Source organism: Dactylosporangium sp. NBC_01737 (assembly GCF_035963215.1).
GTDB lineage: Bacteria > Actinomycetota > Actinomycetes > Mycobacteriales > Micromonosporaceae > Dactylosporangium.
Window position 1 is genome coordinate 1,642,353 of the sequence record NZ_CP109153.1, and the last position, 21,163, is coordinate 1,663,515.

Genomic DNA, 21,163 nt, shown 5'->3' on the forward strand with positions numbered 1-21,163 from the left:
TCCCGGGCAGGAGGAGACATGACGACCTTCCAGCTGGGTCTGAACTCGTTCGGCGAGGTGGCCACCGACGGTGACCGTGTTCTGAGCGACGCCGAGACCCTGCGTCTGCTGGTCGAGGAGGCGCGGCTCGCGGAGTCGGCCGGTCTCGACGTGTTCAGCGTGGGCGAGCACTACCGTGCCGGCCACAACGACTCGGCGACGCCCGTGCTGCTCGCGGCGATCGCCACGGCGACCGAGCGGATCGGGCTCGGCACGTCGGTCACGGTGCTCAGCACCAACGACCCCGTCCGGCTCTACCACGAGTTCTCGACCCTGGACGCGGTGTCCGGCGGCCGGGCGCAGCTCGTCCTCGGCCGCGCGTCGGCGACCGAGTCGTTCCCGCTGTTCGGCTACGACCTGGCCGACTACGAGCAGCTGTTCGAGGAGAAGCTCGACCTCTTCGTCCGGCTGCTGCGGCAGGACGCGGTCACCTGGTCGGGCACGGTCCGCGCCCCGCTGGTGGAGCAGGTGCTGCACCCCCGGATGCGACCGGGCGGCATCCCGACCTGGATCGGCGTCGGCGGCAGCCCGAACTCGGTGGTCCGCGCCGCCCGCCACGGCCTGCCGCTCATGCTCGCCGTCATCGGCGGCCGGCCGCAGCGCTTCGCCGGCCACGTCGAGCTGTACCAGCGGGCACTGGCGCAGTTCGGGCACGCCACCCTGCCGGTCGGGCAGCACTCGCTCGGCCTGGTCGCCGACACCGACGAGGAAGCCACGGAGACCTGGTGGCGGTACTGGCAGCCGGTGGTCGCGGCGCTCGCCCGGGAGCGCGGCTTCTACGCACCGACCCGGGAGCGGTACGAGGCCGAGCTCGAGCACGGGGCGCTGTTCGTCGGCTCGCCCGAGACCGTCGCCCGCAAGATCGCCGCGACCGCCCGCGACCTGCGGCTCAACCGCTTCGACCTCAAGTACGACGTCATGCACCTGCCCCGTGAGGCCCGCGCCCGCACCGTCGAGCTGCTCGGTCGTGAGGTCGCCCCGCGGGTCCGCGAACTGCTCACGATGGAGCCCAGCCATGTCTGATCTTCAGTTCGGCCTCGACACCTTCGGCGACGTGCCGACCGACGACGCCGGTCGACCGGTCTCCCACGCCGCCGCGATCCGGCAGGTCGTGGACGAGGCGGTGCTGGCCGACCAGCTCGGCGTCGACGTCATCGCCCTCGGTGAGCACCACCGCCCGGAGTACTCCGTGTCCACGCCCGAGACCGTGCTGGCCGGCATCGCCACCCGCACGTCGCGCATCCGGCTCGCGTCCGGCGTCACGGTGCTCAGCTCCGACGATCCCGTCCGGGTGTTCCAGCGCTTCGCGACGGTCGACGCGCTGTCGCACGGCCGCGCCGAGGTCATCCTCGGGCGCGGCTCGTTCACCGAGTCGTTCCCCCTGTTCGGCTACGACCTGGCCGACTACGACGTGCTGTTCGAGGAGAAGATCGAGCTCTTCGCCAAGCTGCTCGACGAGACTCCGGTCACCTGGAGCGGCACGGTGCGCGCCCCGCTCGTGGACGCCGACGTCTTCCCGAAGACCGAGTCGGGCCACCTGTCCACCTGGGTCGGCGTCGGCGGCTCGCCGCAGTCGGTCGTGCGCACCGCCCGCTACGGCCTGCCGCTCATGCTCGCCGTCATCGGCGGCCGTCCGACCCGCTTCGGCCCGTACATCGACCTGTACCGGCGCGCCGCCGACCAGCTGGGCACGACCGCGCACCCCGTCGGCATGCACTCGCCGGGCTTCGTCGCCGACACCGACGATGAGGCGAAGGAGATCTTCTGGCCGCACTACCGGGTCATCCGCGACCGGATCGGCGCCCTGCGCGGCTGGCCCCCGATCCGCCGCGACGAGTTCGACTTCGAGGTGGAGCACGGCTCCCTGTACATCGGCGCACCGGAGACCGTCGCCCGCAAAATCGCCACCACGGTCGGCGGCCTCGACGTCGGCCGCTTCGACCTCATCTACACCGCCGGCGCCCAGCCGATCAGCGCCCGCCTGCGCGCCGTCGAGCTCTACGGATCGAAGGTCATCCCCATGGTGAAGGACCTGCTGTCATGACCGTCGTCGGGATTCTCGGCGCGGGCAAGGTGGGCACGGTGCTCGCCCGGCTCGCCGTCGCCGCCGGCCACCGGGTGCTCATCGCCGCGTCCGGCGACCCGTCGGACATCGCGCTCACCGTCGAGGTGCTCGCCCCCGGCGCGGTCGCCACCACCGCCCACGACGCCGCCACCCGCGCCGACGTGGTCATCCTGGCGCTGCCGCTGGGCAAGTACCGCAACGTCCCGGCGGACGCGCTGCGCGGCAAGCTGGTCATCGACGCCATGAACTACTGGTGGGAGGTCGACGGCGCCCGCCCCGACCTCACCGACCCCAGCACGTCCTCGAGCGAGACCGTCCAGGCGTTCCTCCCCGGATCGCGCCTGGTCAAGGCGTTCAACCATCTCGGCTATCACGACCTCGAGGAACGGGCGCGGCCGTCCGGTACCGCGGACCGCACGGCCATCGCGATCGCCGGCGACGACCCGGCCGATCTTCTTGCCGTCTCCGCGCTCGTCGACGCGCTCGGTTTCGATCCGGTCGTCGCCGGCCCGCTCGCCACAGGCGCCCGCTTCGCACCGGGCACGGAACTCTTCGGCGCCGCCGTCACCGCCGCCGAGGTCCGCACGATGCTCGCCCGCTACCCGTCCGCGTTCAGCAGTTCGACGTAACCCCTGACCGCTTCCGCAGGCGATCCTCGGGATAGCCGCCGCGGGACGGGTTGAGACGGCCCCAGCGGCCGAGTTCCCCGTGAGCCAGCGGGGGGGCAGGCCCGGTCATCCGGCCGGAGCGTTGGGCTGCGCCGAGGGATGACTCGCTCGCCTACCAGCGGATCAGCGACGGCTACCGGGCTCCGACCGGCGCGGTCGTCAGGCACGCCGGTCGGGCCGTCGTCGGGCTGCTGACCAGGTACTTCTCGGTCGGTGGGCCGGCGCTGCTCCGGGCGCTGTTCGCCGAGGCCGGACTGCGGGTCGAGCGCTTCACCAGCTGGCAGGCGCGACCCGGCTCGGCTCGGTCGGGACGCTGCTCGCCGTCGAGCTGCTGCCCCTGGCCGACGCGGTCACCGCGGCAGTCCACGATCGCATCACCGTGGACTGCCGCGGCGCGCTGCGGCCCTTCACCGGGCCCGACGGGTCCGTCGCCGCGCCCATCGAGGTACACCTGGTCGTCGCTACAAGACTCAGTAGCCGTAGGTGATGACCATCGGTGCCGGCTGGAGCGCCATGACCTGCTCCGGGGTCATCAGCTTGTGCTTGGACTCAAGCTGGTAGAAGATCTTGAACCCGCCGTACTTGAAGTTCTGGAACCGCTGCATGCCCTGGGCGACCCACTTGGTGTACTGCTCGGTCTTCACCTCGATGTCGCCGGGCCAGCCGCCCACCGAGTCGACGTGGATCACGAGGTCCACGCGGCTGTCGTTGAGCAGGTTCTTCTTGTCGGCGATGATCGCCGCGCCAGGGTTGTAGGGGTTGGCCAGGTCGTCGCCGTCCGGCCGGTACTGGTGGATCATGAAGATCTTGCGCGGCACCTGGTACTCCGCCGGCATCTGCGCGACCGCGCTGATGAGCGGGTTGAGGTCGGAGGCGCGCACGTTGGACAGATTGACGCCCGGGACACCGTTGTGCCGCGGGAACATCCATTCCGGATCGACGGCGACGTGCACGAACGGCAATTTGAGGTACGGCCGGAAGAAGTTCAGTTCCGCCACCGGGTCGGACCAACCGAAATTGAGGTCCAGGAACAGCAGCAGGTTGTGCTTCCGGCAGAATTCGACGTACGTGTTGATTGTCGCCGCGTCCACGCGATGGCTGTACGTGCCGGCCGGCCCGGGTCTCCTGTCCGGCACGCTGACGACGAGATCGATGCCGGCCAGCACCGGATGCGCCGGGTCGAGCTGCTGATAGACGGCCGCCTGCTGCTTGAGCCGGGTGAGCATCGCATCGGTCAGCTCATGTGCCGGACCGGTGACGGAGGCGCCGGGCACGGCGTAGAAGGCCACGACGCGGTTCTGCGGCAGTGCCGCACCGGCGTCGGGATCGAACCGCGGCGACGGTGACGGCGACGCGGTGGGCGTGGAAACCGGCGCCGAGGCGGCGCGGGTCTGGTCGGCACCGGCGTTTATGAGATAGCTGGTCATCGACACGATCAGCACGAGCGTGAGCACCGCCGGCACAATCATTATCGGTCGGTTCAGACGGCGCGGTTTCGGCGTCCGGGAATGCGGTGGCGAATCAATCATGGAACAGGTGTCCTTTGTTTCTGGAGTCGCACGCGGATCGCAGCCCTGCGAGTCCAGCCGTGCGTCCGCTCCAGTCCGGCCCCACCTGAGATGCCGGCGTCAACTCCCCGTGACGCACCGCACCAAACCACCCGCGTTCGGTGACTGTTTCTTCACCCGAAAACACCCGGAAACCGGCCGCCGTGTGAGGTCCGGGCCAGCCGGCGGCATTCGGCGGATGCGCGTCGACGGTCGGCGTACCGTGGCCGAACACTTGACGTCCGCGACGTCGCCATGCGCTGGGTCGCCTTCGACACAGTCACCCGTCGCGGGTGAGTTCAAGGGTGAATTCACAGGTTCACCCTCCGCAATCTCATCAGCACACAGCGATGGCCGCTACGTTCGGCGCCATGCGACCCGGGACGCTGCTCATGACGTTCGACGACTGCCGTCCGCGGCTGCACCGGCAGCCCAGGGCGGAGCGGGCGGCCGGCGAATGACCTATTTCGACGTGACGGATGCGGGCGCGGTCGGGCCGGAGTTCGACGACGAGCCGCTGCTGATTCGTCCGTACGTCCGCCTTCTTGAGCACCAGCACCCGGTCGAAGAATTCTTGGGCGGTGCACCGACCTCCGCCAAGGAAGACGAGGAGGACGGGGAAGACGGGGAGGACGGGGAAGACGGCCAACCCGAGTACGACGGCCGGCACGCATGGACGTCCGCCGCCACGGCTCCCGCACCGGCTGCCCCTCCGGTCAAACGTGGCCGACATCGCTTCCTTGCCGTCGGCTCGGGCGTGCTGATGCTCGCCCTGGGCGCCACCGTGCTCGTGCTGAGCGTCGGCGAACGGCCCGCGGCTCCCGCTCCGGGCGCGGCCGGGACTCCAGCGCGGAGGGGCGGTCACTTCGGGACAGCTGCCGTGCCGGCCCCACCGGCGTCGCCGGCGTCGAACACGCCGGCAGCGGCGGGAGCCTCGTCCGGCTCCGGGGAGCCGCCCGGGGTGTCACCCAACGGCTCGCCGAGCGTCGACCCCGCACTCGGCGGCGGCGGCCAGGCTGTCCTCTCGCCTCCGCATGAAGGCGGGTCCAGCACCGGCCGGATCACCGGCGTCACCGGGCTCTGCCTTGATGGCAACGCCGGCCCGAACGGCGGCGGGATCCGGAGGTGGGATTGCAACGGCACCCCCGGCCAGGCATGGACCGTGGCGGGCGGCACCATTCAGGCCCTTGGTCGATGCCTGCAAGCATCGAGTGACCAGCTCGGTCTGCAGAACTGCGATGGTGGACCGGCCCAGCAGTGGCGGTCAGGACCTGCGGGCTCGCTGATCAACCAGGCGTCGGGGCTGTGTATCGGAGGTCCGGGCGACGCGGACAGCAAGGCCCCACAGCGGATGGCGTCCTGCAATCAGTCCGATGCGCAACGATGGATCTTGCCCTAGCCCGAGGGAGACGCCCCAGCAGGGGGCCGGCCGGGGGCGGCGGCCACTGCGATGGCCGGTCGGAGCGACACCGACCGTCACCGACGGCGGCTTGCGGAGGAAACGTTCCGTAACGGACAGATTACCGATGATCACGCTCGGCAGGTACCGCGTGTAACACCGCGGGCACGTAGAGCGCTGTTTCGGGAGTGGCGCAACTTCCGATGTGGCATCGGCATTGGCGCGGGTAGCGCTGAATGACGCCCGCGGCGACGCTGGGCGGACCGATGGCACCTCGGCATCCTCGCTGTCCTGGACCCCGCCGATGAGGTGCACTGATGCCTACCGCATTACGACTGACCTGCAAAACCACGCCCGATCTCGCGGCAACCATGCAGCTGCAGATCCCCGCCCTGGCCTGGCACACGACCGGGGACGGCGTATGGCAACGCACCTTCCACCTGCGTGGGCAGGGCATCCGGGTACGGGTCGAGGCAGACCCTGGCGGGCTGCAGTTCTCGTTCCGGACCGGCACGGAAGAAGAGCTGTTGCGTGACCTGCTGACCGCCACGTTCCGTAACGGTGCACAGGTCGGTGCCATGGCCCTTGTGGGGCACCCGGCGTTGCGAACGCTGCGCCGGCATCACCAGGGCACGATCCTGCTGGCCGGCCCGCCGTTCGAGACGCTCGTCCTGGCCGTCCTGGCCCAGGCCCGACCCGTCGCGACCGTTCGGCAGGTGTTCCCCCGGCTCGCCGCCGAATGCGGTGGACTCACCCCTCGACGACTTTCCGCCCTGCCATTGCCCAGGCTGGCCCAGTTGGTCAGACCGCTCGGCGTGGTCAAGGCCTCCCGCCTGCACGCCACCGCGTCGATCCTCAGCAGGCGGGGCGTGACGATATTCGACCGGCTGATTGCCGACTCCGACTCGCAGGCGCTGAACTACCTGCTGCCGTCGTTGCCCGGCGTCGGCACACACACCGCCGCCATCGTGATGGCGATCGTCAACGACGACCCGGACACGGTGCCGGTGGACCAGCACCTGATGCGGGTCGCCTACCGGCTCGGCCTCACCGACCACGACGGCGGCTACACCAAGCCGGGTCGCCGCCGGGTCGCCGCGGACCTCCTCGCCTACGGCCCGGACCTGGCGCGCGTTCACCCACTGATCCAGCAGGTCGCCCACGACACCTGCACCGTGCAGACCCCGGACTGCCGGCGCTGCTTCCTCGTCGAGTCCTGCCGCCACGCGGCCCGTACCGCATCCGGGAACTCCTCGTAGCGCAAGGCTGGAAAATCGGTGGATGCGGCACGTCACCGACGTGGCCGGGGAGCCGATGGTGCTCGACTGGCGGGCGCCGATCTCGCGGAAGTTCTATCAGGCCAGCATCAAGGACCCGCAGGACGTGCAGACCCGGCGGCGGTTCGGGTTCGTCAAGGGCGAGCTGACCAGCTTCGAGGACGAGCACCTGCGCGCCGGGGAAGAGCTCGGCACCAGCCGGATCCTGCTGGAGGAGATCGAGCGGCCCCGCGTGGGACCGATGCGGGACATCGTCGCCACGATCCAGCCCGAGCAGGACGAGCTGGTGCGGGCCGAGCTGGAGGAGTCGATCTGCGTGCAGGGCGCGCCCGGCACCGGGAACCCCAACCCCGGAAACTGACACACTGCCTATGCGCCGAAACCGGCGCCGTCGAGCGTCTTGATCAACGTCGGCCTGCGGCGGTGCCGTTCGCGAAAGTCGATCAGATAAGCGGCGAACCGATCGTCCTGACCAGCTGCCCGGCAGACCGCTTGCAGGGCCGAGATGAGCGGCAGCGCCCGCCGGTACCGGTGCTTGTCGCCGCTGTCTCTCACCTGCACCTCGACGAGGTCCTGGTACGGCTCAATCACGTCAGCCGGGTCGACACTGCTCCGCTGTGCGAGCAGGGTGAGCCACCGCTGCCGGCCCAGCCGGTTCGGGTCGGCCTTGCCGACAGTCCAGGCCTCGTCGTGTGCGCCAGTCGCCACCAGGATGTCCACCAGTTCGGTCATGTAGGCGGGCTGCTCAGTGGCGCGCCGCCGCAGCCGCTCCACCGCCGCCGACGTCGGGTCAGCGACGCCGGCCTGCGCCGACGTGCTCACCCATGCTCGGTAGGAGGCGAGCGTCGGATTCCGCTCGAAATCGGCACGGCGCATCTCAAGCGCCTCTTCGATTTGGCCTTCTTCGAGGAGTAATCCCACGAGCGTGTTGCGTAGCTCATCCGTGTGCGGCCAGCCGACCTTCTCCGCCAACCCACGCCGCGCCCAGGCGGCCGCCTCGACCAACCGGCCCGCCGAACACAGCGCGTCCACGATGCGTGCGTACTGCACCGCGCTCGCCAGATGCTCGGCCAGCACCTGGACATAGCGGTCGACATCACCGGACACCTCGGCCAACTGCTCCCGCAGGCCCCGAATCGCGAACTGCCCCGACCACGACTCCGGATCAGCAGTCTCGGCTCGCTCGGCGACCAAGTGCTCCACCTCGACCAGACCGGACGCACCCAGCGCCGGAGCGAAGTCGCGCAGCAGGATCCGCGGCCATCCTGGACCGTCGCACTCCACCTTCACCAGCCAACTGGCCAGCCGCTTCGGGTTCGGCGGTGCCGCGACGCAGGCCCGTGCGTACAGGTCCATGATCCGCTGCAGGTCGTCCCCGACGATGCCGGACGAGTCGTCCATGTACATCAGTGCGGTCGTCATCCGGTCGGCCGCCTTGCGCAGCACCGGCACCACCGTCACCGCCTCACCGGCGTCGATCAGCGCCTCACACCGATCCGTCAGATCCCGGGCCGCGTGCGAATACTCCTGCCGTCCGCGGTACGGATCCGTCCGGCGATCGCGGCGGAGCCGGTCCACCAGGCCGGCCAGGTCATCGACTGAGCCCGATGGCATCTGTATCTGCATCAGTGCGGGCCAGCCGCGGCCGCCGCCAAGGAAGCCTCAACGAACTCGGCGGGCAGACCGGTCTCGGCCGCGTTCCAATGGATCCACTCGGGCAGCAGTTCGCGCACCCGACCGGCGATGTCGTCGTCCATCCAGTCGCCGACCAACTGCAGCAAGAACTGCACCCGACGCGGCGACACAGCGTGCTCCGTGCCGGGCAGCGCGCCTTCCAGCCACTCCGCCGCCAGCGCCTCGGTCGGCTCGGGCGCGGGAGCCTGCCCATGGCGAGCCGTGTACCACACGGTGAACGCCTTGACCGCCGGCTCTACGTCGAGGTCAGCAGCCAGCGAGCGCGACGGCGGTAGCACCACTCCACGCCGTGCGAGCGCCTCGATCAGGTCATCGACGCGACGCTGGGATCGGTACCAGTTGTCCATCACAGTGCGCGGCTCGTTGCCCGTAACGAACAGCTCACCCATGTCCCAATGCGTCAGCATCTGGAGGTCTGCTCCGTCATCAACCAGACGAGGCTCAGCGTTCACCGCGGCCGGCCTCACCTCGTCCCGCCACGCCGCAGCAGCCTGCTGAAGGTTGTCGTGCACGCCTGCGGAGGCCAACACGGGGAAGCCCGAGATGTCGAGGTCGAGCAGGTAAACCGTTGGCTCAGCCGGCTCCGGATAGCGGAAGCCGGCAATCAACCCGACCCGGCCGCCGTACACGTCGATCAACCGCCACAGCTCACCCGTCGCCGACACCTTCGGCATGTCCGCCAGCCAGCCCGGAAGCTGCGCCCTGGCCTCCTGCGGCAGCGACGGGCGCAACTCCCCGACGACCTCGCCAACCCACTCCGCCATCCCGGCGGGAGCGATCGACAACAGACCGTGCAGGCAGTACCACGCACCCAGCCACGACTCCGCCTCCCCTTCAAGGACCCGATCGGCGAGCACACCGACCAACTCCTCCGTCCAGGCACCGTACCGCGTGGCACCCAGACCGTCGGCAGCATGCAACTGTGCCCCGATCAAACGCGCTGTCGCCTCCTCCAGCGCCCGTGGACTGTCCGCAGGGACCAACCCGGCCGTCTCGGCGACGGCGGCGGCAAGCGCCGGATCGAACCAATCCGGACGCCCGACCGGCCGAAGCAGATCCGTGGCGAACGGCGACCCCCGCAGAGGCTTCCGACCACCTCCGGACTTCTTGCGCTTCTTCGGCTTACGACCACGCGAGACCGGTGACATGGCCGAATATCCTACTCGAGACTCGACCGTCCGATCCGAAGCACATTACGACTCGCCATGAGGCGGCGCGACCAGGCTCGACGCGGCGGCCATCGTCGCCGGGACCGTTCGCATGGCAGACTTGTGTCGCACCAGCTAGGAGGTGAGTCGTGTGAGCGTGGCCGTGCTCGATCACTTCGGGCCTTGGAGCGAAGATGAATACTTCGCGCTCGGTGAGACACCCAATCGGGTCGAGCTGATCGACGGAGGTTTGTGGGTGAGTCCGGCGCCGAGCCTTCCCCATCAGGACATCTCTTTTCTCTTGATGTCCGTGATCCGTCCAGCCGCTCGGGCGGCCGGGCTCAGGGCGTATGAAGCGGCCAACGTCCGTTTGGGTAGCAGCCGCATCGTCATACCGGACCTGGTGGTTGCCAGCCCCGACCCGAAGAGCGGGATTGTCGACGCCTCAGAGGTTGTCCTGATCTGCGAGATCGTCTCACCCAGCAATGCGTCGACTGACCGAGTGCAGAAGATGCACTTCTATGCCGTGGCACGGATCGGCTGGTATCTGCTGGTGGAGCCGGACCTGGCCGACTTCGAGTCGGTGACGCTCCGGCTGTTCCGTCTCGAGGGTGAGCACTACGTGACACATGCAGTCGCGGCCGGAGGCCAGACGCTGGCATTCGACGGGTCTTTCACCTTCCAGATCGATCCGAACACGTTGCTGGACTGGTAGTCGACTCTGGCGGGCAGGTAGCGGTCGGCTGCTTTCACGCTCTCTACCCTTCGATACAGGCACCACAAGCTGTCCATAATTTGGTGGAGTCGCGCCGCAGCGAGGCGTAATATAGTTGGCCGCTTGACGGCCGCGGTGAGGTAGGCACCGCAGCGGACGTCCCGACGCGCCGGGTTGCCCTGGATACGCGAGCGAGCAGCAGCTGAGATTCCCCTGAAGGAAATCAACGTGCCCGCACTGGAAGACGAGCTCGCCGCTGAGCGAGCGCACCTGGAAGCCTCACGCAAGGCCCTGCGCCGGATGCGCGAGCATGCCGAGGACCTCTTCGCCACCGGTGACCAGGTCGCCGGGGATCCGTTCGCGGCCGAGACGCTCGGCCGCCACCTGGCCCGGCGGATCGCCGAACTGGCCGACAGCCCCGACACTCCCCTGTTCTTCGGCAAGCTGGACATCGAGGCGGTCGACGCCGACGAAGGCGGCCGGTTCCACGTCGGCCGACGGCACGTCACCGACGTGGCCGGGGAGCCGATGGTGCTCGACTGGCGGGCGCCGATCTCGCGGAAGTTCTATCAGGCCAGCGTCAAGGACCCGCAGGACGTGCAGACCCGGCGGCGGTTCGGGTTCGTCAAGGGTGCGCTGACCAGCTTCGAGGACGAGCACCTGCGCGCCGGGGAGGAGCTCGGCACCAGCCGGATCCTGCTGGAGGAGATCGAGCGGCCCCGCGTCGGACCGATGCGGGACATCGTCGCCACGATCCAGCCCGAGCAGGACGAGCTGGTGCGGGCCGAGCTGGAGGAGTCGATCTGCGTGCAGGGCGCGCCCGGCACCGGGAACCCCAACCCCGGAAATTGACACACTGCCGGCCAGACCGGAGTCAGGCCACCTTGAGTTGCTCATCACCGAAGTCGGCGATGAGCTTCAGCGTGCCGCCGAGCGCGGCGATGTAGCGGCCCAGCTGGACTCGAGACTCGGGTTGCGGTGTGGATGGCGCGGCGGTCTCGGCGGGTGGGTCGGTCAGGCTGGCGCGGTGGGCGACGACGACGGCCTCGACCGCCTCGCCGAGGTTGTGCCAGACATGCCACCGATCAGCCACCTGTATCGCGTCCGGAGCACCGGTGCGGGCGCCGTCGGCATAGGCGCCGGCCCGGTCCCGGCAGATGATCTCGGCGCCCGGATGGGTCCGCAGCCACGCGGCAAGGATGCCGGCCTCCCGGTCGGGCAGCACATCAACCGGCCGGCGGGTCTCCATATCGAGCAAGATCGTTGCATACACCTGTCCTCGGCGCAGGGCGAAATCATCGACTTATCCCGACGTCGGGATAAGTCGACTTATCCCGACCTTGGGATTATCCCGCGGTGGTCGAGCCTGGGGCCGGAGGTGCGGGTGGCGCCTTGGTTCCGGAGGTCGTGCGGGGCATGGTGGTCGGGATAATCACAGACTTTCCAGGAAGGCGAGCAGGTTGTCGGTGGGGCGGTATCGGCCGGGCTTGATCGTTGGTGGTGTGGTGTGGTGCGGGCGAGGGCTCGTTCTTTGATGGTCATGTCGGCGTGGAGGTAGAGCTGGGTCGAGCGGGTGTCGGCGTGGCCGAGCCAGAGTGCGATCACCGCGGTGTCGACGCCGGCGTGCAGGAGCGACATGGCGGTCGTGTGCCTCAGGACGTGCGGCGTGACGTTCTTTGCCGTCAGGGAGGTGCATTGCTGCGCGGCGCGGTTCTTGTGGACGGTGATGCGGCGTTCGACGGCGTCGTCGCTGAGCCGCCGCCCGGTGCGGGTCGGGAAGAGAGGGTCCTCGCGCAGACCGGCGCGTTCGCGGAGCCAGACCCGTAGCACCGCGGTGGTGGAGGCGGTGAGCGGGACGCAGCGTTGTTTGCGGCCTTTGCCGGTGCAGCGCACGTGTGCGCCGGTGCCGAGTTGAACGTGGCTGTTGTTGAGGCCGATGAGTTCGGACAGGCGCAGACCGGTCTGGACGGCCAGGGTCATCAGGGCGCGGTCCCGGCGGCCTTCCCAGCGGCTGGTGTCCGGGGCGGCGAGCAGAACGTCGACCTCGTCGGCGGTCAGGAGGGACACCGTGGTGTGCCGGTCGAAGCGTTTCTGGGGGATGGCCAGGACTTGTTGGATGAGCTGGGCGTGTTCGGGATGCCGCAGGGCGGCGTAGCGGAACAGGGAGCGCAGTGCGGCCAGCCGGGCGTTGCGGCTGCGGGCGTTGTTGTGCCGGTCGGTCTCGAGATGATCCAGGAAGGCGGAGATCACGTCGGTGCCGAGGTCGGCGAAGTCCAGATCGGACGGAGCTTTGCCGGAGTGGTCCTGCACGAACCGCAGCAGGAGCCGGAACGTGTTGCGGTAGGCGGTGATCGTGCGAGGGCTGGCCTGGCGTTGTCGGGTCAGTCGCTCGGTGAAGAACAGCTGTAGGGTCGGGGCGAGCGACGTCATGATCGGGCCTCCTGGACGGCTTGCAGCCGGGCCGCGGCCAGCGCGAGCAGGTCGGGCGCGGCCGACGGATACCAGTAGGTGGAGACCGGGTCGCGGTGGCCCAGATAGATTGACAGCCGCGGCAGCATGGCATTGACGTCGTGGCCGGCTTGATACCAGGCGATCAACGTGTGGACCGCGAACGAATGCCGCAGGTCGTGGATGCGAGGTCGGGTCGGTGAGGTGGCGCCGACGCCGGTGGCGTTCACCAGTCGGCGGAACTGCGCGCCGAAGTGGGGATAGCGAACGGCGGTGCCGGCTGTGGACACGAAGAACGTCGGCGTTGACGGCCGGGGCTGGGCGTGGTCACGGTGTTCGGCATACCGAGCGAGAGCCTGCATGGTCGACGCGGTCAGGGGAAGCTCCCGGGGCTTGCCGAATTTCGAGGCCAGCACCGTGATGACACCATCGTCCCAGTCGATGTCGCTGCGGTGCAGCCGAAGCGCCTCACCGACGCGCATGCCTGTGGCCGCGAGCAGGCCGATCAGGGTGTGATAGCTGGCCGCTCGCAGCGGGTCACGGATGACCTGAACGGCGTGGGCCATCAGCATCTCGATGTCGGCGCGCTGATAGATGAACGGAGGCCGCCACTGCTTGCGGAAGGAGACCGGGCGGCCGCCGCGCAGATACGCGGCGAGCGCCTCACCGACCTCGACGATCAGCGGCAGTCGGTCCTCGCGCCGTGCCTTGCCCCGCACCAGGAGCTCTCCAGCACGCCAGTCGATGTCGTCCAGCCGAAGCGCGGCGACCTCGCCCGAGCGCAGACCCAGCCGGCCCAGCAGGCAGAGCATCGCAAAATCCCGCAGCCCGGCCGATGTCGAACGGTCGCACCCGGCCAGCAGCGCAGCCACCTGCGCACTGGTCAACGTCTCGGGCAGCCGGGCGTCCTTCCAGCCCGCCACCGGCGGGCATCGCCGTTCCAAGATCCGTGACCGTCATTCCCCGCAAATACAGGAACCGCAGCAGCGACCGCAGGTCGGCAGCTTCCCGCTTGGCGGACTCGAGTACCAGCCGGGACCGGCATTGCAACAGATAGCCATGAACCTCGTCGGCGTCCAGACCTTCGACCAGCACGCCGCCCGGCCGCTCGGTCCGCGAGGAAACGCCTGGCCATCCGCTGATACCGCACCACGGTCAGCGGCGCCAACCCCCGATCACCGACCAGATAACGACCGTAGTGACCCAGCAGGTCATCCAGGGCGGTCGCCTCCGGTGGCCGCGCCGGAGGTAGGACATGCAAGTCCTGCAGATACTCCAACAGCGGAGCCAGCATCCGCATCGTCGGCATCCGTCGCCGCCCGGCCGCCCGCTGATCTACGAGGAACACCTCGGCCCGATCCCGTGTCAGCTCCTCAACGCCGACTCCGCCGGCCGCAAGCCACCGGTCCAGCCAGCCCATCAGCGATACGTGATCCCTCACCGACCTGGCGGAGTGACCGCGCCGCCCCAGCAGACACCGGTAACCATCGACGAACGCCGTCAACGGTCCGTCGTCATGAACCCACGTCTGAGCCATCTCACCTGCCCCTTTCCGAAGCGCTCCGCTCCGACAAGGACAGCCTCAGCCGCGGCGACCGCAAGCTACAACCGTGCGATTATCCCGACCACCATGCCCCGCACGACCTCCGGAACCAGGGCGCCACCCGCACCTCCGGCCCCAGGCTCGACCACCGCGGGATAATCCCAAGGTCGGGATAAGTCGACGCCGAGCACGCGAGGCGACGTGGTCAGCGTCTGTTCCGGCTCGCTGCGCAGCAGCCGCAGCAGCGTGCTCCGAGACACGCCCATCGTGAGCCTGGCCGCCAGCCGCACGCCGGCACGGCCGGCCAGGGCGGCGCTGATGCCGTGCAACAGCTGCTGCGAGGGCTGGCTGCGCTGCCGGCGTCTGGCGGTCAGGCCGGGGATCTGCTCGACAAAGGTCCGGGTCGCGCAGCCGGCGGTACGGCAGTTGAACCGGCGCACGTCCAGTAGTAGCCATACCGGCCTGCCACCGACCGGCGTGTCCGTCAGCCGCCGCTGGTAGCGGCTGCGCACCGAGGTGGACACCGTCGCGCAGACCGGGCACGACACGGCGGCCGCGCGGGCCCGGACGAACAGGACGGTGCCCGCAGCGGCGGACTCCACCCGCTCCACCACGACACCGGCCAGGTGCGGCAAGAAGAACCCGCCAACTGTCTGATCATGCACCGCGACATGATCGCGGCCTACGGACCATCCGCAAAGCGTTGCTGGTCAAACACTCTGGCCTGCTGAAACCGCGAACTTGTCCACAATCGACACTATCAAAGAGTCCTGGCCCACCGATCGGACGCCACGGCACTCGACCGCCTCGCCACGCTTCATGTGACAGAACCGAATTTCATGAGCGACGACAGTCGGGAAGGTACGCCTGTCCGGGCCGCCGATGTCGTTGCGATCCTCGCCCGACCGGGAGGCCGGGCGCAGCCACGAAGTTACTGTCATCGACGTACCGGACGCGCATGCTGTTGCGATCCTCGCCCGACCGGGGGGCCGGGCGCAGCCAAGCGGGTCCAGCGCGAACGGACGGCCGGCTGGCGGTTGCGATCCTCGCCCGACCGGGAGGCCGGGCGCAGCACGCATCCTCAGCGAGGCCGAGTTGCGATCCTCGCCCGACCGGGAGGCCGGGCGCAGCGCCGGGAGTCGGGGACACCATCGACGCTGCGGCGTAGTTGCGATCCTCGCCCGACCGGGAGGCCGGGCGCAGCGTCGACGTTGCCGAGCTCGCCGCGGGCGTTCTGGCCGTGTTGCGATCCTCGCCCGACCGGGAGGCCGGGCGCAGCGCCTGCGGGCCGTACTTGTCGACGGTGAGGTACTCGCCGTTGCGATCCTCGCCCGACCGGGAGGCCGGGCGCAGCCCGACTGCGTGCCACCGCCGTTGTACAGGCCGAGGCCGAAGCAGTTGCGATCCTCGCCCGACCGGGAGGCCGGGCGCAGCGCGCCACGCGACGATCTAGGGAGTGGGCCCGTCATGGCTGTTGCGATCCTCGCCCGACCGGGAGGCCGGGCGCAGCGTTCCCCACGCTCATTGCCATCGCCAGTTACGCCGATGTTGCGATCCTCGCCTGACCGGGAGGCCGGACGCAGCCGGCGCAGGCCCGGGTACAGGTAGCGCCCCTCCTTGTAGTTGCGATCCTCGCCCGACCGGGAGGCCGGGCGCAGCGCCGGACGCCCGCACGGTCATCGCCGCCGAGCCGGCGTTGCGATCCTCGCCCGACCGGGAGGCCGGGCGCAGCCAGGTGGTGCACTCGTCCATCGTGGACCCTTCTCTCGTGTTGCGATCCTCGCCCGACCGGGAGGCCGGGCGCAGCACCGTGGCGCCGGCCAGCGACTGGGCGGCCGTGCCGAAGTTGCGATCCTCGCCGGACCGGAGGCCGGGCGCAGCGCTGCGCTCGCTGCCGGCGGACTGGTGTGGCTGTACTGGTTGCGATCCTCGCCCGACCGGGAGGCCGGGTGCAGCGGCACGTCGGCCACGCCAAGAACCGTCTGAAGTGGAGGTTGCGATCCTCGCCCGACCGGGAGGCCGGGCGCAGCGGCACGTCGGCCACGCCAAGAACCGTCTGAAGTGGAGGTTGCGATCCTCGCCCGACCGGGAGGCCGGGCGCAGCATTGTTCAGCACGTACGGCACCGACATGGGTTCCGGAGTTGCGATCCTCGCCCGACCGGGAGGCCGGGCGCAGCAGAGCACGGCCCCGGCGAGTGGTGCCGCCACGATGTGTTGCGATCCTCGCCCGACCGGGAGGCCGGGCGCAGCCCGGACTGGCGCCGCCGGTTGAGCCACACCCGCTCGTTGCGATCCTCGCCCGACCGGGAGGCCGGCGCAGCGTGTCGCTGAAGCTGTCGGTGCCGACGGTCATGATGTCGTTGCGATCCTCGCCCGACCGGGAGGCCGGGCGCAGCACCGGTCCTTTTGCAGCAGTGCGTTCCAGGCCAGATAGTTGCGATCCTCGCCCGACCGGGAGGCCGGGCGCAGCCGGCCCGGACAACGGCGTCCTGTGCTGGACGTACCTGTTGCGATCCTCGCCCGACCGGGAGGCCGGGCGCAGCCTGCCGCGGTTGCCGCCGCAGGGGCGGCATGTCGGGTTGTGTCGTGTGCGGTGTCGCGACATGCTTGACAGATTGTTCGTGGGACATCATGGACATGATCGGGTTCAGGTCCGCGTCGTTCCGTAGGCTCTGAACCTTGTCACGGGCCGGTTCTCGAGTCTGGGATGTAGGGCGAGGTCCTCGCCGTTGTGGACGACTCGGAAGTGAGTGTCCTCGACGAAGATCGTGACGATCTTCCCGGCGTGGGTGCGGCCGACGCGGATGCGTTGCCGGGTGATCATGACGACACCGTCGGCCGGGACTCGTCGTTCGACCTGGATCGGACCGATCGGGGTGGCGGCGATCTGCCCGGTGGCAAGCCGGGCGCCGCGCAGCTGTCCGCGCTGCTCCACGGGAATGGGTGAGGGCAGCGTCTTGGCGAGGGCGCCGTCGGCGACGACGTGGACGAGGTGCCCGTCGAGGCGGACGGTGACACGGCGGCCGGCCAGGTGCGCGCCGAGGAGTAGGGCGTGTCCGCCGAGCGTGATGCTGCCGTCGGCGTTGACGGTGCGGTCCACCTCGACGGCCGCGCCGGCAGGCAGCAGACGGTTGCGGGTGGCGGGGTTGGCCGGTGGCGGCCCGGCCGGGACAGCGCCGCGCAGCCGCAACTCGTGGATGTCCTCTGTGGACAGACTCGACGGGACCGTCCGAACGTGCTGTCCGCCGATGAGGACGTGGACGCTGTGTTCGTCGGCCCAGACATGGGCGAGTTGCCCGGCGTGAGCCAGGCCCAGCTTGACTCGCTGCGCCCGTGGCAGGACGTTGAGCACCCCGGACGCGGCGATGACGGTGTCGAACTCGACTGCGTTGACGCCGGCGGGCAGCAACGGCGCCGTCGACGCGGCGGGTGGCCGCGGCAGCGGAGCGGGCCGTGTCGGCCCTGGTGCCGGCCCTGTTGCCGGCGCGGTCGACGTGTGGGGCTGCTGCTGGCGGGGCTGGAACAGGCTTGCTGGGGTGGCCATGTTCAGCGACTGGTGCGGGCGGACGTGGTTGTAGGCGTGCACCCACGCGTCGACGGCCGCCTGCGCGGCCGGGAGGTCGGCGAACGGGCCGGCCTCGTCCAACAGTTCGCGGCGCAGCGTCTGGTGGAAGCGTTCGATCTTCCCGGTCGTGGTCGGTGAGCGCGGCTTGGTCAGCAGGGCGGTGATCCCGTGCTCGCGGCAGACCCGCTCGAACAGCACCTCCGCCGGCATCGGCTTGGTGAACCGGCCGGTGAACTGCTTGCCGTTGTCTGTCAGCACTTCCGACGGAACGCCATAGCGGTGCATCGCGACGGTGAACGCCTCGCATACCGCGCGCCCGTTCGGCACGGCGAGCACCGCGGCCACGACGACGTACCGGGAGTGGTCGTCGATCCCGGTCAGCAGCTTGAACTCCCGCCCGTCGGCAAGATACAGGCCGCCGACCAGATCCAGCTGCCAGAGATGCATCGGAGTCTCCCGCTGCCACCGCTTGTACTTGCGCGGATGGTGCTGCTCTTCGGCCTGGACCAGACCGTTACGGACCAACGCCCGATGCACCGTGGCCTGCGACGGCACTCCCGTCACACCGCGGCGAGCGAGCTCGAACACCAGCCGCCGGGCACCCCACCGTCGGTGCGAGCGCCGCAACTCACACACCAGCGCCTCGATCTCGGCGGCGAGCCGGTGTGGGCTGTGATGTGGTCGCCGGGACCGCTCCTCAAGCCCGGCCAGGCCCTCGAGCTCGTACCGCGCCTTCCACGTATACACCGACTGCCGTGACGCCCCGTACCGCAACGCCACCTCGACCACCGGTGACCCGTTGCGGACCTCCAGCACCGCCCGATAGCGATGCTCAACCTGCCACGACCGACCCGACGCATCGACTGCCTTGTCCGAAGTCACGAGCGGACCAACGACACCACCATGTCCAGGATGTGCCTACAACAAAACGTCCACCTTGTCGTGAAACTCCACACGACACGGGTTGCGATCCTCGCCCGACCGGGAGGCCGGGCGCAGCGGCGCCCAGGTCGATCTCCAGGGTGCCGTTGCCCTGCAGGTTGCGATCCTCGCCCGACCGGGAGGCCGGGCGCAGCTCGACGTCGACTGCCCCGACTGCCTTGGTACGGCAACGTTGCGATCCTCGCCCGACCGGGAGGCCGGGCGCAGCGTAGCCGGTTCTGACCTTGACCTGTCCGAAGCCCGCGTGTTGCGATCCTCGCCCGACCGGGAGGCCGGGCGCAGCATCACGGGTTGTTGGCGGTCTGCTCCGCGTCGAAGGTGTTGCGATCCTCGCCCGACCGGGAGGCCGGGCGCAGCAACGGGCGGTCCTCCATGCCCTCAGCGCTGTACCAGGAGTTGCGATCCTCGCCCGACCGGGAGGCCGGGCGCAGCGCGCAGATTTTGGAGCAGGGTCCCGAGACGGTGTCGGTGTTGCGATCCTCGCCCGACCGGGAGGCCGGGCGCAGCTTGGCAAGGTGCGCAAGGTTGCTGGTGACTACTCGACGTTGCGATCCTCGCCCGACCGGGAGGCCGGGCGCAGCCTTCAGCGGCATGTGGGACAGCTTCCGCAGCAACCTGTTGCGATCCTCGCCCGACCGGGAGGCCGGGCGCAGCCCGGGGTGGTGCCGGCTGCCGCAGCGCCGCGCGGCAGGTTGCGATCCTCGCCCGACCGGGAGGCCGGGCGCAGCCGGTGAGCCCCGTGCGCTGCATCGCCGACCAGGCAAGGTTGCGATCCTCGCCCGACCGGGAGGCCGGGCGCAGCGTAGATCTGCGACCGGAGCCCGTCGGCGGTTTCGGTGTTGCGATCCTCGCCCGACCGGGAGGCCGGGCGCAGCCCATGGAGGCGCTGTCGCCGAAGGTCATCCGGCTGGTGTTGCGATCCTCGCCCGACCGGGAGGCCGGGCGCAGCTCCTCGCCTACCTGCCCAACCCGCACGACCCGTACGAGTTGCGATCCTCGCCCGACCGGAAGGCCGGGCGCAGCGGGCATGTGCCGCTCCGCACCCGATCGGCCGCCGAGGTGTTGCGATCCTCGCCCGACCGGGAGGCCGGGCGCAGCCGACAACCCGCTCAGCCCCTACTACGGGCTCATCGACCAGTTGCGATCCTCGCCCGACCGGGAGGCCGGGCGCAGCCCCCGCAGACCTGCCAGCCCATACGCGGCTGGGGGTTGCGATCCTCGCCCGACCGGGAGGCCGGGCGCAGCACCGGCGCCGGTTCTCGCTCGCCAGCTGCTCGTACGGCGTTGCGATCCTCGCCCGACCGGGAGGCCGGGCGCAGCTCGCGACGGTTTGCCAGCTCGACGTCCGCGGGGACGTGGTTGCGATCCTCGCCCGACCGGGAGGCCGGGCGCAGCGAAGTGAACCTCGTGCAGGGCGGCCTCGTCCCATGGGCGTTGCGATCCTCGCCCGACCGGGAGGCCGGGCGCAGCAACCGTAACGGGCTCGACGTCAACAAGCCGTTTGCGGTTGCGATCCTCGCCCGACCGGGAGGCCGGGCGCAGCGCCGCCGATCGGAGGACCATGCACCACGACCAAGTCGGTTGCGATCCTCGCCCGACCGGGAGGCCGGGCGCAGCGTGCTTGCCCATCGGCTCGCCGGCCCGGTACACGTACTTGTTGCGATCCTCGCCCGACCGGGAGGCCGGGCGCAGCCCACACACACCCCCGAAAACCTCCGACCCCTAACGGAGTTGCGATCCTCGCCCGACCGGGAGGCCGGGCGCAGCTGCCGCCCCACGCCTGCCGCATCTGGTCATGGGAGTAGTTGCGATCCTCGCCCGACCGGGAGGCCGGGCGCAGCCGCGCGAACCGGCTGGCGTCACGGATGGCGTTGTTGAGGTTGCGATCCTCGCCCGACCGGGAGGCCGGGCGCAGCGAGCTCGGGCCAGCGGTCCTTGTCCCGGGCCCGGAACCGGTTGCGATCCTCGCCCGACCGGGAGGCCGGGCGCAGCTCCGGTACGCGTCGGAGGAGCTGCAGCGGTACTGGTCCGTTGCGATCCTCGCCCGACCGGGAGGCCGGGCGCAGCCAACCAGTCTTTCCATGCCCAATGACCCCCCGACGGTGTTGCGA

14 protein-coding genes, 3 pseudogenes and 3 CRISPR repeat arrays (1 of these 20 running past the window's edge) are annotated in these 21,163 nt (G+C 69.8%); of the genes and pseudogenes, 8 read left to right on the plus strand and 9 right to left on the minus strand.

Annotation, left to right across the window (positions count from 1 at the left end):
- The first annotated feature begins 18 nt into the window (after positions 1-18).
- From OHA72_RS07115 to OHA72_RS07125, 3 genes are read left to right on the plus strand one after another with little or no spacing between them, the layout of a single operon-like run.
- Entirely contained in the window at positions 19-1,062 is a 1,044-nt protein-coding gene (locus OHA72_RS07115; protein ID WP_327007049.1) for an LLM class flavin-dependent oxidoreductase, read from the plus strand.
- Positions 1,055-2,083 carry an LLM class flavin-dependent oxidoreductase gene (locus OHA72_RS07120; RefSeq protein ID WP_327007050.1) on the plus strand — a complete coding sequence of 343 codons (1,029 nt, stop codon included), beginning with the start codon at positions 1,055-1,057 and terminating at the stop codon, positions 2,081-2,083. Before OHA72_RS07115 ends, OHA72_RS07120 begins: the two co-directional genes overlap by 8 nt.
- On the plus strand, positions 2,080-2,733 hold the full coding sequence (locus tag OHA72_RS07125) for an NADPH-dependent F420 reductase (RefSeq protein WP_327007051.1): 654 nt from the start codon (positions 2,080-2,082) through the stop codon (positions 2,731-2,733). Before OHA72_RS07120 ends, OHA72_RS07125 begins: the two co-directional genes overlap by 4 nt.
- A 172-nt stretch (positions 2,734-2,905) precedes the next feature.
- On the opposite strand, the gene OHA72_RS07130 is transcribed toward OHA72_RS07125, so the two are convergent.
- Positions 2,906-3,139, minus strand: a complete 234-nt coding sequence (locus OHA72_RS07130; protein ID WP_327007052.1) for a hypothetical protein — start codon at positions 3,137-3,139, stop codon at positions 2,906-2,908.
- Positions 3,140-3,242: 103 nt separating this feature from the next.
- The gene (locus OHA72_RS07135; RefSeq protein WP_327007053.1) at positions 3,243-4,226 is read right to left on the minus strand and encodes a hypothetical protein; all 984 of its coding nucleotides are present in this window, start codon (positions 4,224-4,226) and stop codon (positions 3,243-3,245) included.
- A gap of 550 nt (positions 4,227-4,776) precedes the next feature.
- On the opposite strand from OHA72_RS07135, the gene OHA72_RS07140 reads away from it, so the two are divergent.
- The 3 genes and pseudogenes from OHA72_RS07140 to OHA72_RS07150 form a co-directional block, all read left to right on the plus strand.
- On the plus strand, positions 4,777-5,718 hold the full coding sequence (locus tag OHA72_RS07140) for a ricin-type beta-trefoil lectin domain protein (protein ID WP_327007054.1): 942 nt from the start codon (positions 4,777-4,779) through the stop codon (positions 5,716-5,718).
- 371 nt (positions 5,719-6,089) lie between these two features.
- Positions 6,090-6,977 (plus strand): endonuclease III domain-containing protein, encoded by an 888-nt coding sequence (locus OHA72_RS07145; RefSeq protein ID WP_327007055.1) that lies wholly within the window; start codon positions 6,090-6,092, stop codon positions 6,975-6,977.
- 22 nt (positions 6,978-6,999) lie between these two features.
- A pseudogene (locus tag OHA72_RS07150) lies at positions 7,000-7,350 on the plus strand (AAA family ATPase); the annotation flags it as partial.
- Positions 7,351-7,364: 14 nt separating this feature from the next.
- On the opposite strand, the gene OHA72_RS07155 reads toward OHA72_RS07150, so the two are convergent.
- Both OHA72_RS07155 and OHA72_RS07160 read right to left on the minus strand, forming a co-directional pair.
- Positions 7,365-8,621 (minus strand): DUF6880 family protein, encoded by a 1,257-nt coding sequence (locus OHA72_RS07155; RefSeq protein ID WP_327007056.1) that lies wholly within the window; start codon positions 8,619-8,621, stop codon positions 7,365-7,367.
- A complete protein-coding gene (locus tag OHA72_RS07160) occupies positions 8,621-9,838 on the minus strand; it encodes a hypothetical protein (protein ID WP_327007057.1) in 1,218 nt (405 codons plus the stop codon). The genes OHA72_RS07155 and OHA72_RS07160 overlap by 1 nt, the downstream gene beginning before the upstream one ends.
- 151 nt (positions 9,839-9,989) lie before the next feature.
- Here OHA72_RS07160 and OHA72_RS07165 point away from each other — a divergent pair, with 151 nt between their 5' ends.
- Both OHA72_RS07165 and OHA72_RS07170 read left to right on the plus strand, forming a co-directional pair.
- Positions 9,990-10,553 (plus strand): Uma2 family endonuclease, encoded by a 564-nt coding sequence (locus tag OHA72_RS07165; RefSeq protein WP_327007058.1) that lies wholly within the window; start codon positions 9,990-9,992, stop codon positions 10,551-10,553.
- A gap of 228 nt (positions 10,554-10,781) precedes the next feature.
- Positions 10,782-11,399 (plus strand): annotated as a pseudogene (locus OHA72_RS07170) (AAA family ATPase); the annotation flags it as partial.
- A 181-nt stretch (positions 11,400-11,580) separates the two neighbouring features.
- On the opposite strand, the pseudogene OHA72_RS64560 reads toward OHA72_RS07170, so the two are convergent.
- The 5 genes and pseudogenes from OHA72_RS64560 to OHA72_RS07195 all read right to left on the minus strand — a co-directional run.
- Positions 11,581-11,856, minus strand: a pseudogene (locus OHA72_RS64560) (ISL3 family transposase); the annotation flags it as partial.
- Positions 11,857-11,882: 26 nt separating this feature from the next.
- On the minus strand, positions 11,883-12,983 hold the full coding sequence (locus tag OHA72_RS07180; protein ID WP_327007060.1) for a tyrosine-type recombinase/integrase: 1,101 nt from the start codon (positions 12,981-12,983) through the stop codon (positions 11,883-11,885).
- Positions 12,980-13,924, minus strand: a complete 945-nt coding sequence (locus tag OHA72_RS07185; RefSeq protein ID WP_327007061.1) for a tyrosine-type recombinase/integrase — start codon at positions 13,922-13,924, stop codon at positions 12,980-12,982. The genes OHA72_RS07180 and OHA72_RS07185 overlap by 4 nt, the downstream gene beginning before the upstream one ends.
- A 679-nt stretch (positions 13,925-14,603) precedes the next feature.
- Positions 14,604-15,209: a transposase family protein gene (locus OHA72_RS07190; RefSeq protein ID WP_327007062.1), complete on the minus strand. Its 606-nt coding sequence runs from the start codon at positions 15,207-15,209 to the stop codon at positions 14,604-14,606.
- Positions 15,210-15,711: 502 nt separating this feature from the next.
- Positions 15,712-16,352: direct repeats of the CRISPR family, unit length 37 nt; unit sequence GTTGCGATCCTCGCCCGACCGGGAGGCCGGGCGCAGC.
- A gap of 111 nt (positions 16,353-16,463) precedes the next feature.
- Positions 16,464-17,088: direct repeats of the CRISPR family, unit length 37 nt; unit sequence GTTGCGATCCTCGCCCGACCGGGAGGCCGGGCGCAGC.
- Between the two features lie 104 nt (positions 17,089-17,192).
- Positions 17,193-18,992, minus strand: coding sequence for an IS481 family transposase (locus OHA72_RS07195; RefSeq protein ID WP_327007063.1), 1,800 nt, complete (start codon positions 18,990-18,992; stop codon positions 17,193-17,195).
- An 81-nt stretch (positions 18,993-19,073) separates the two neighbouring features.
- A CRISPR array of direct repeats spans positions 19,074-21,163; the repeat unit is 37 nt; unit sequence GTTGCGATCCTCGCCCGACCGGGAGGCCGGGCGCAGC; it runs 2,976 nt beyond the window's last position.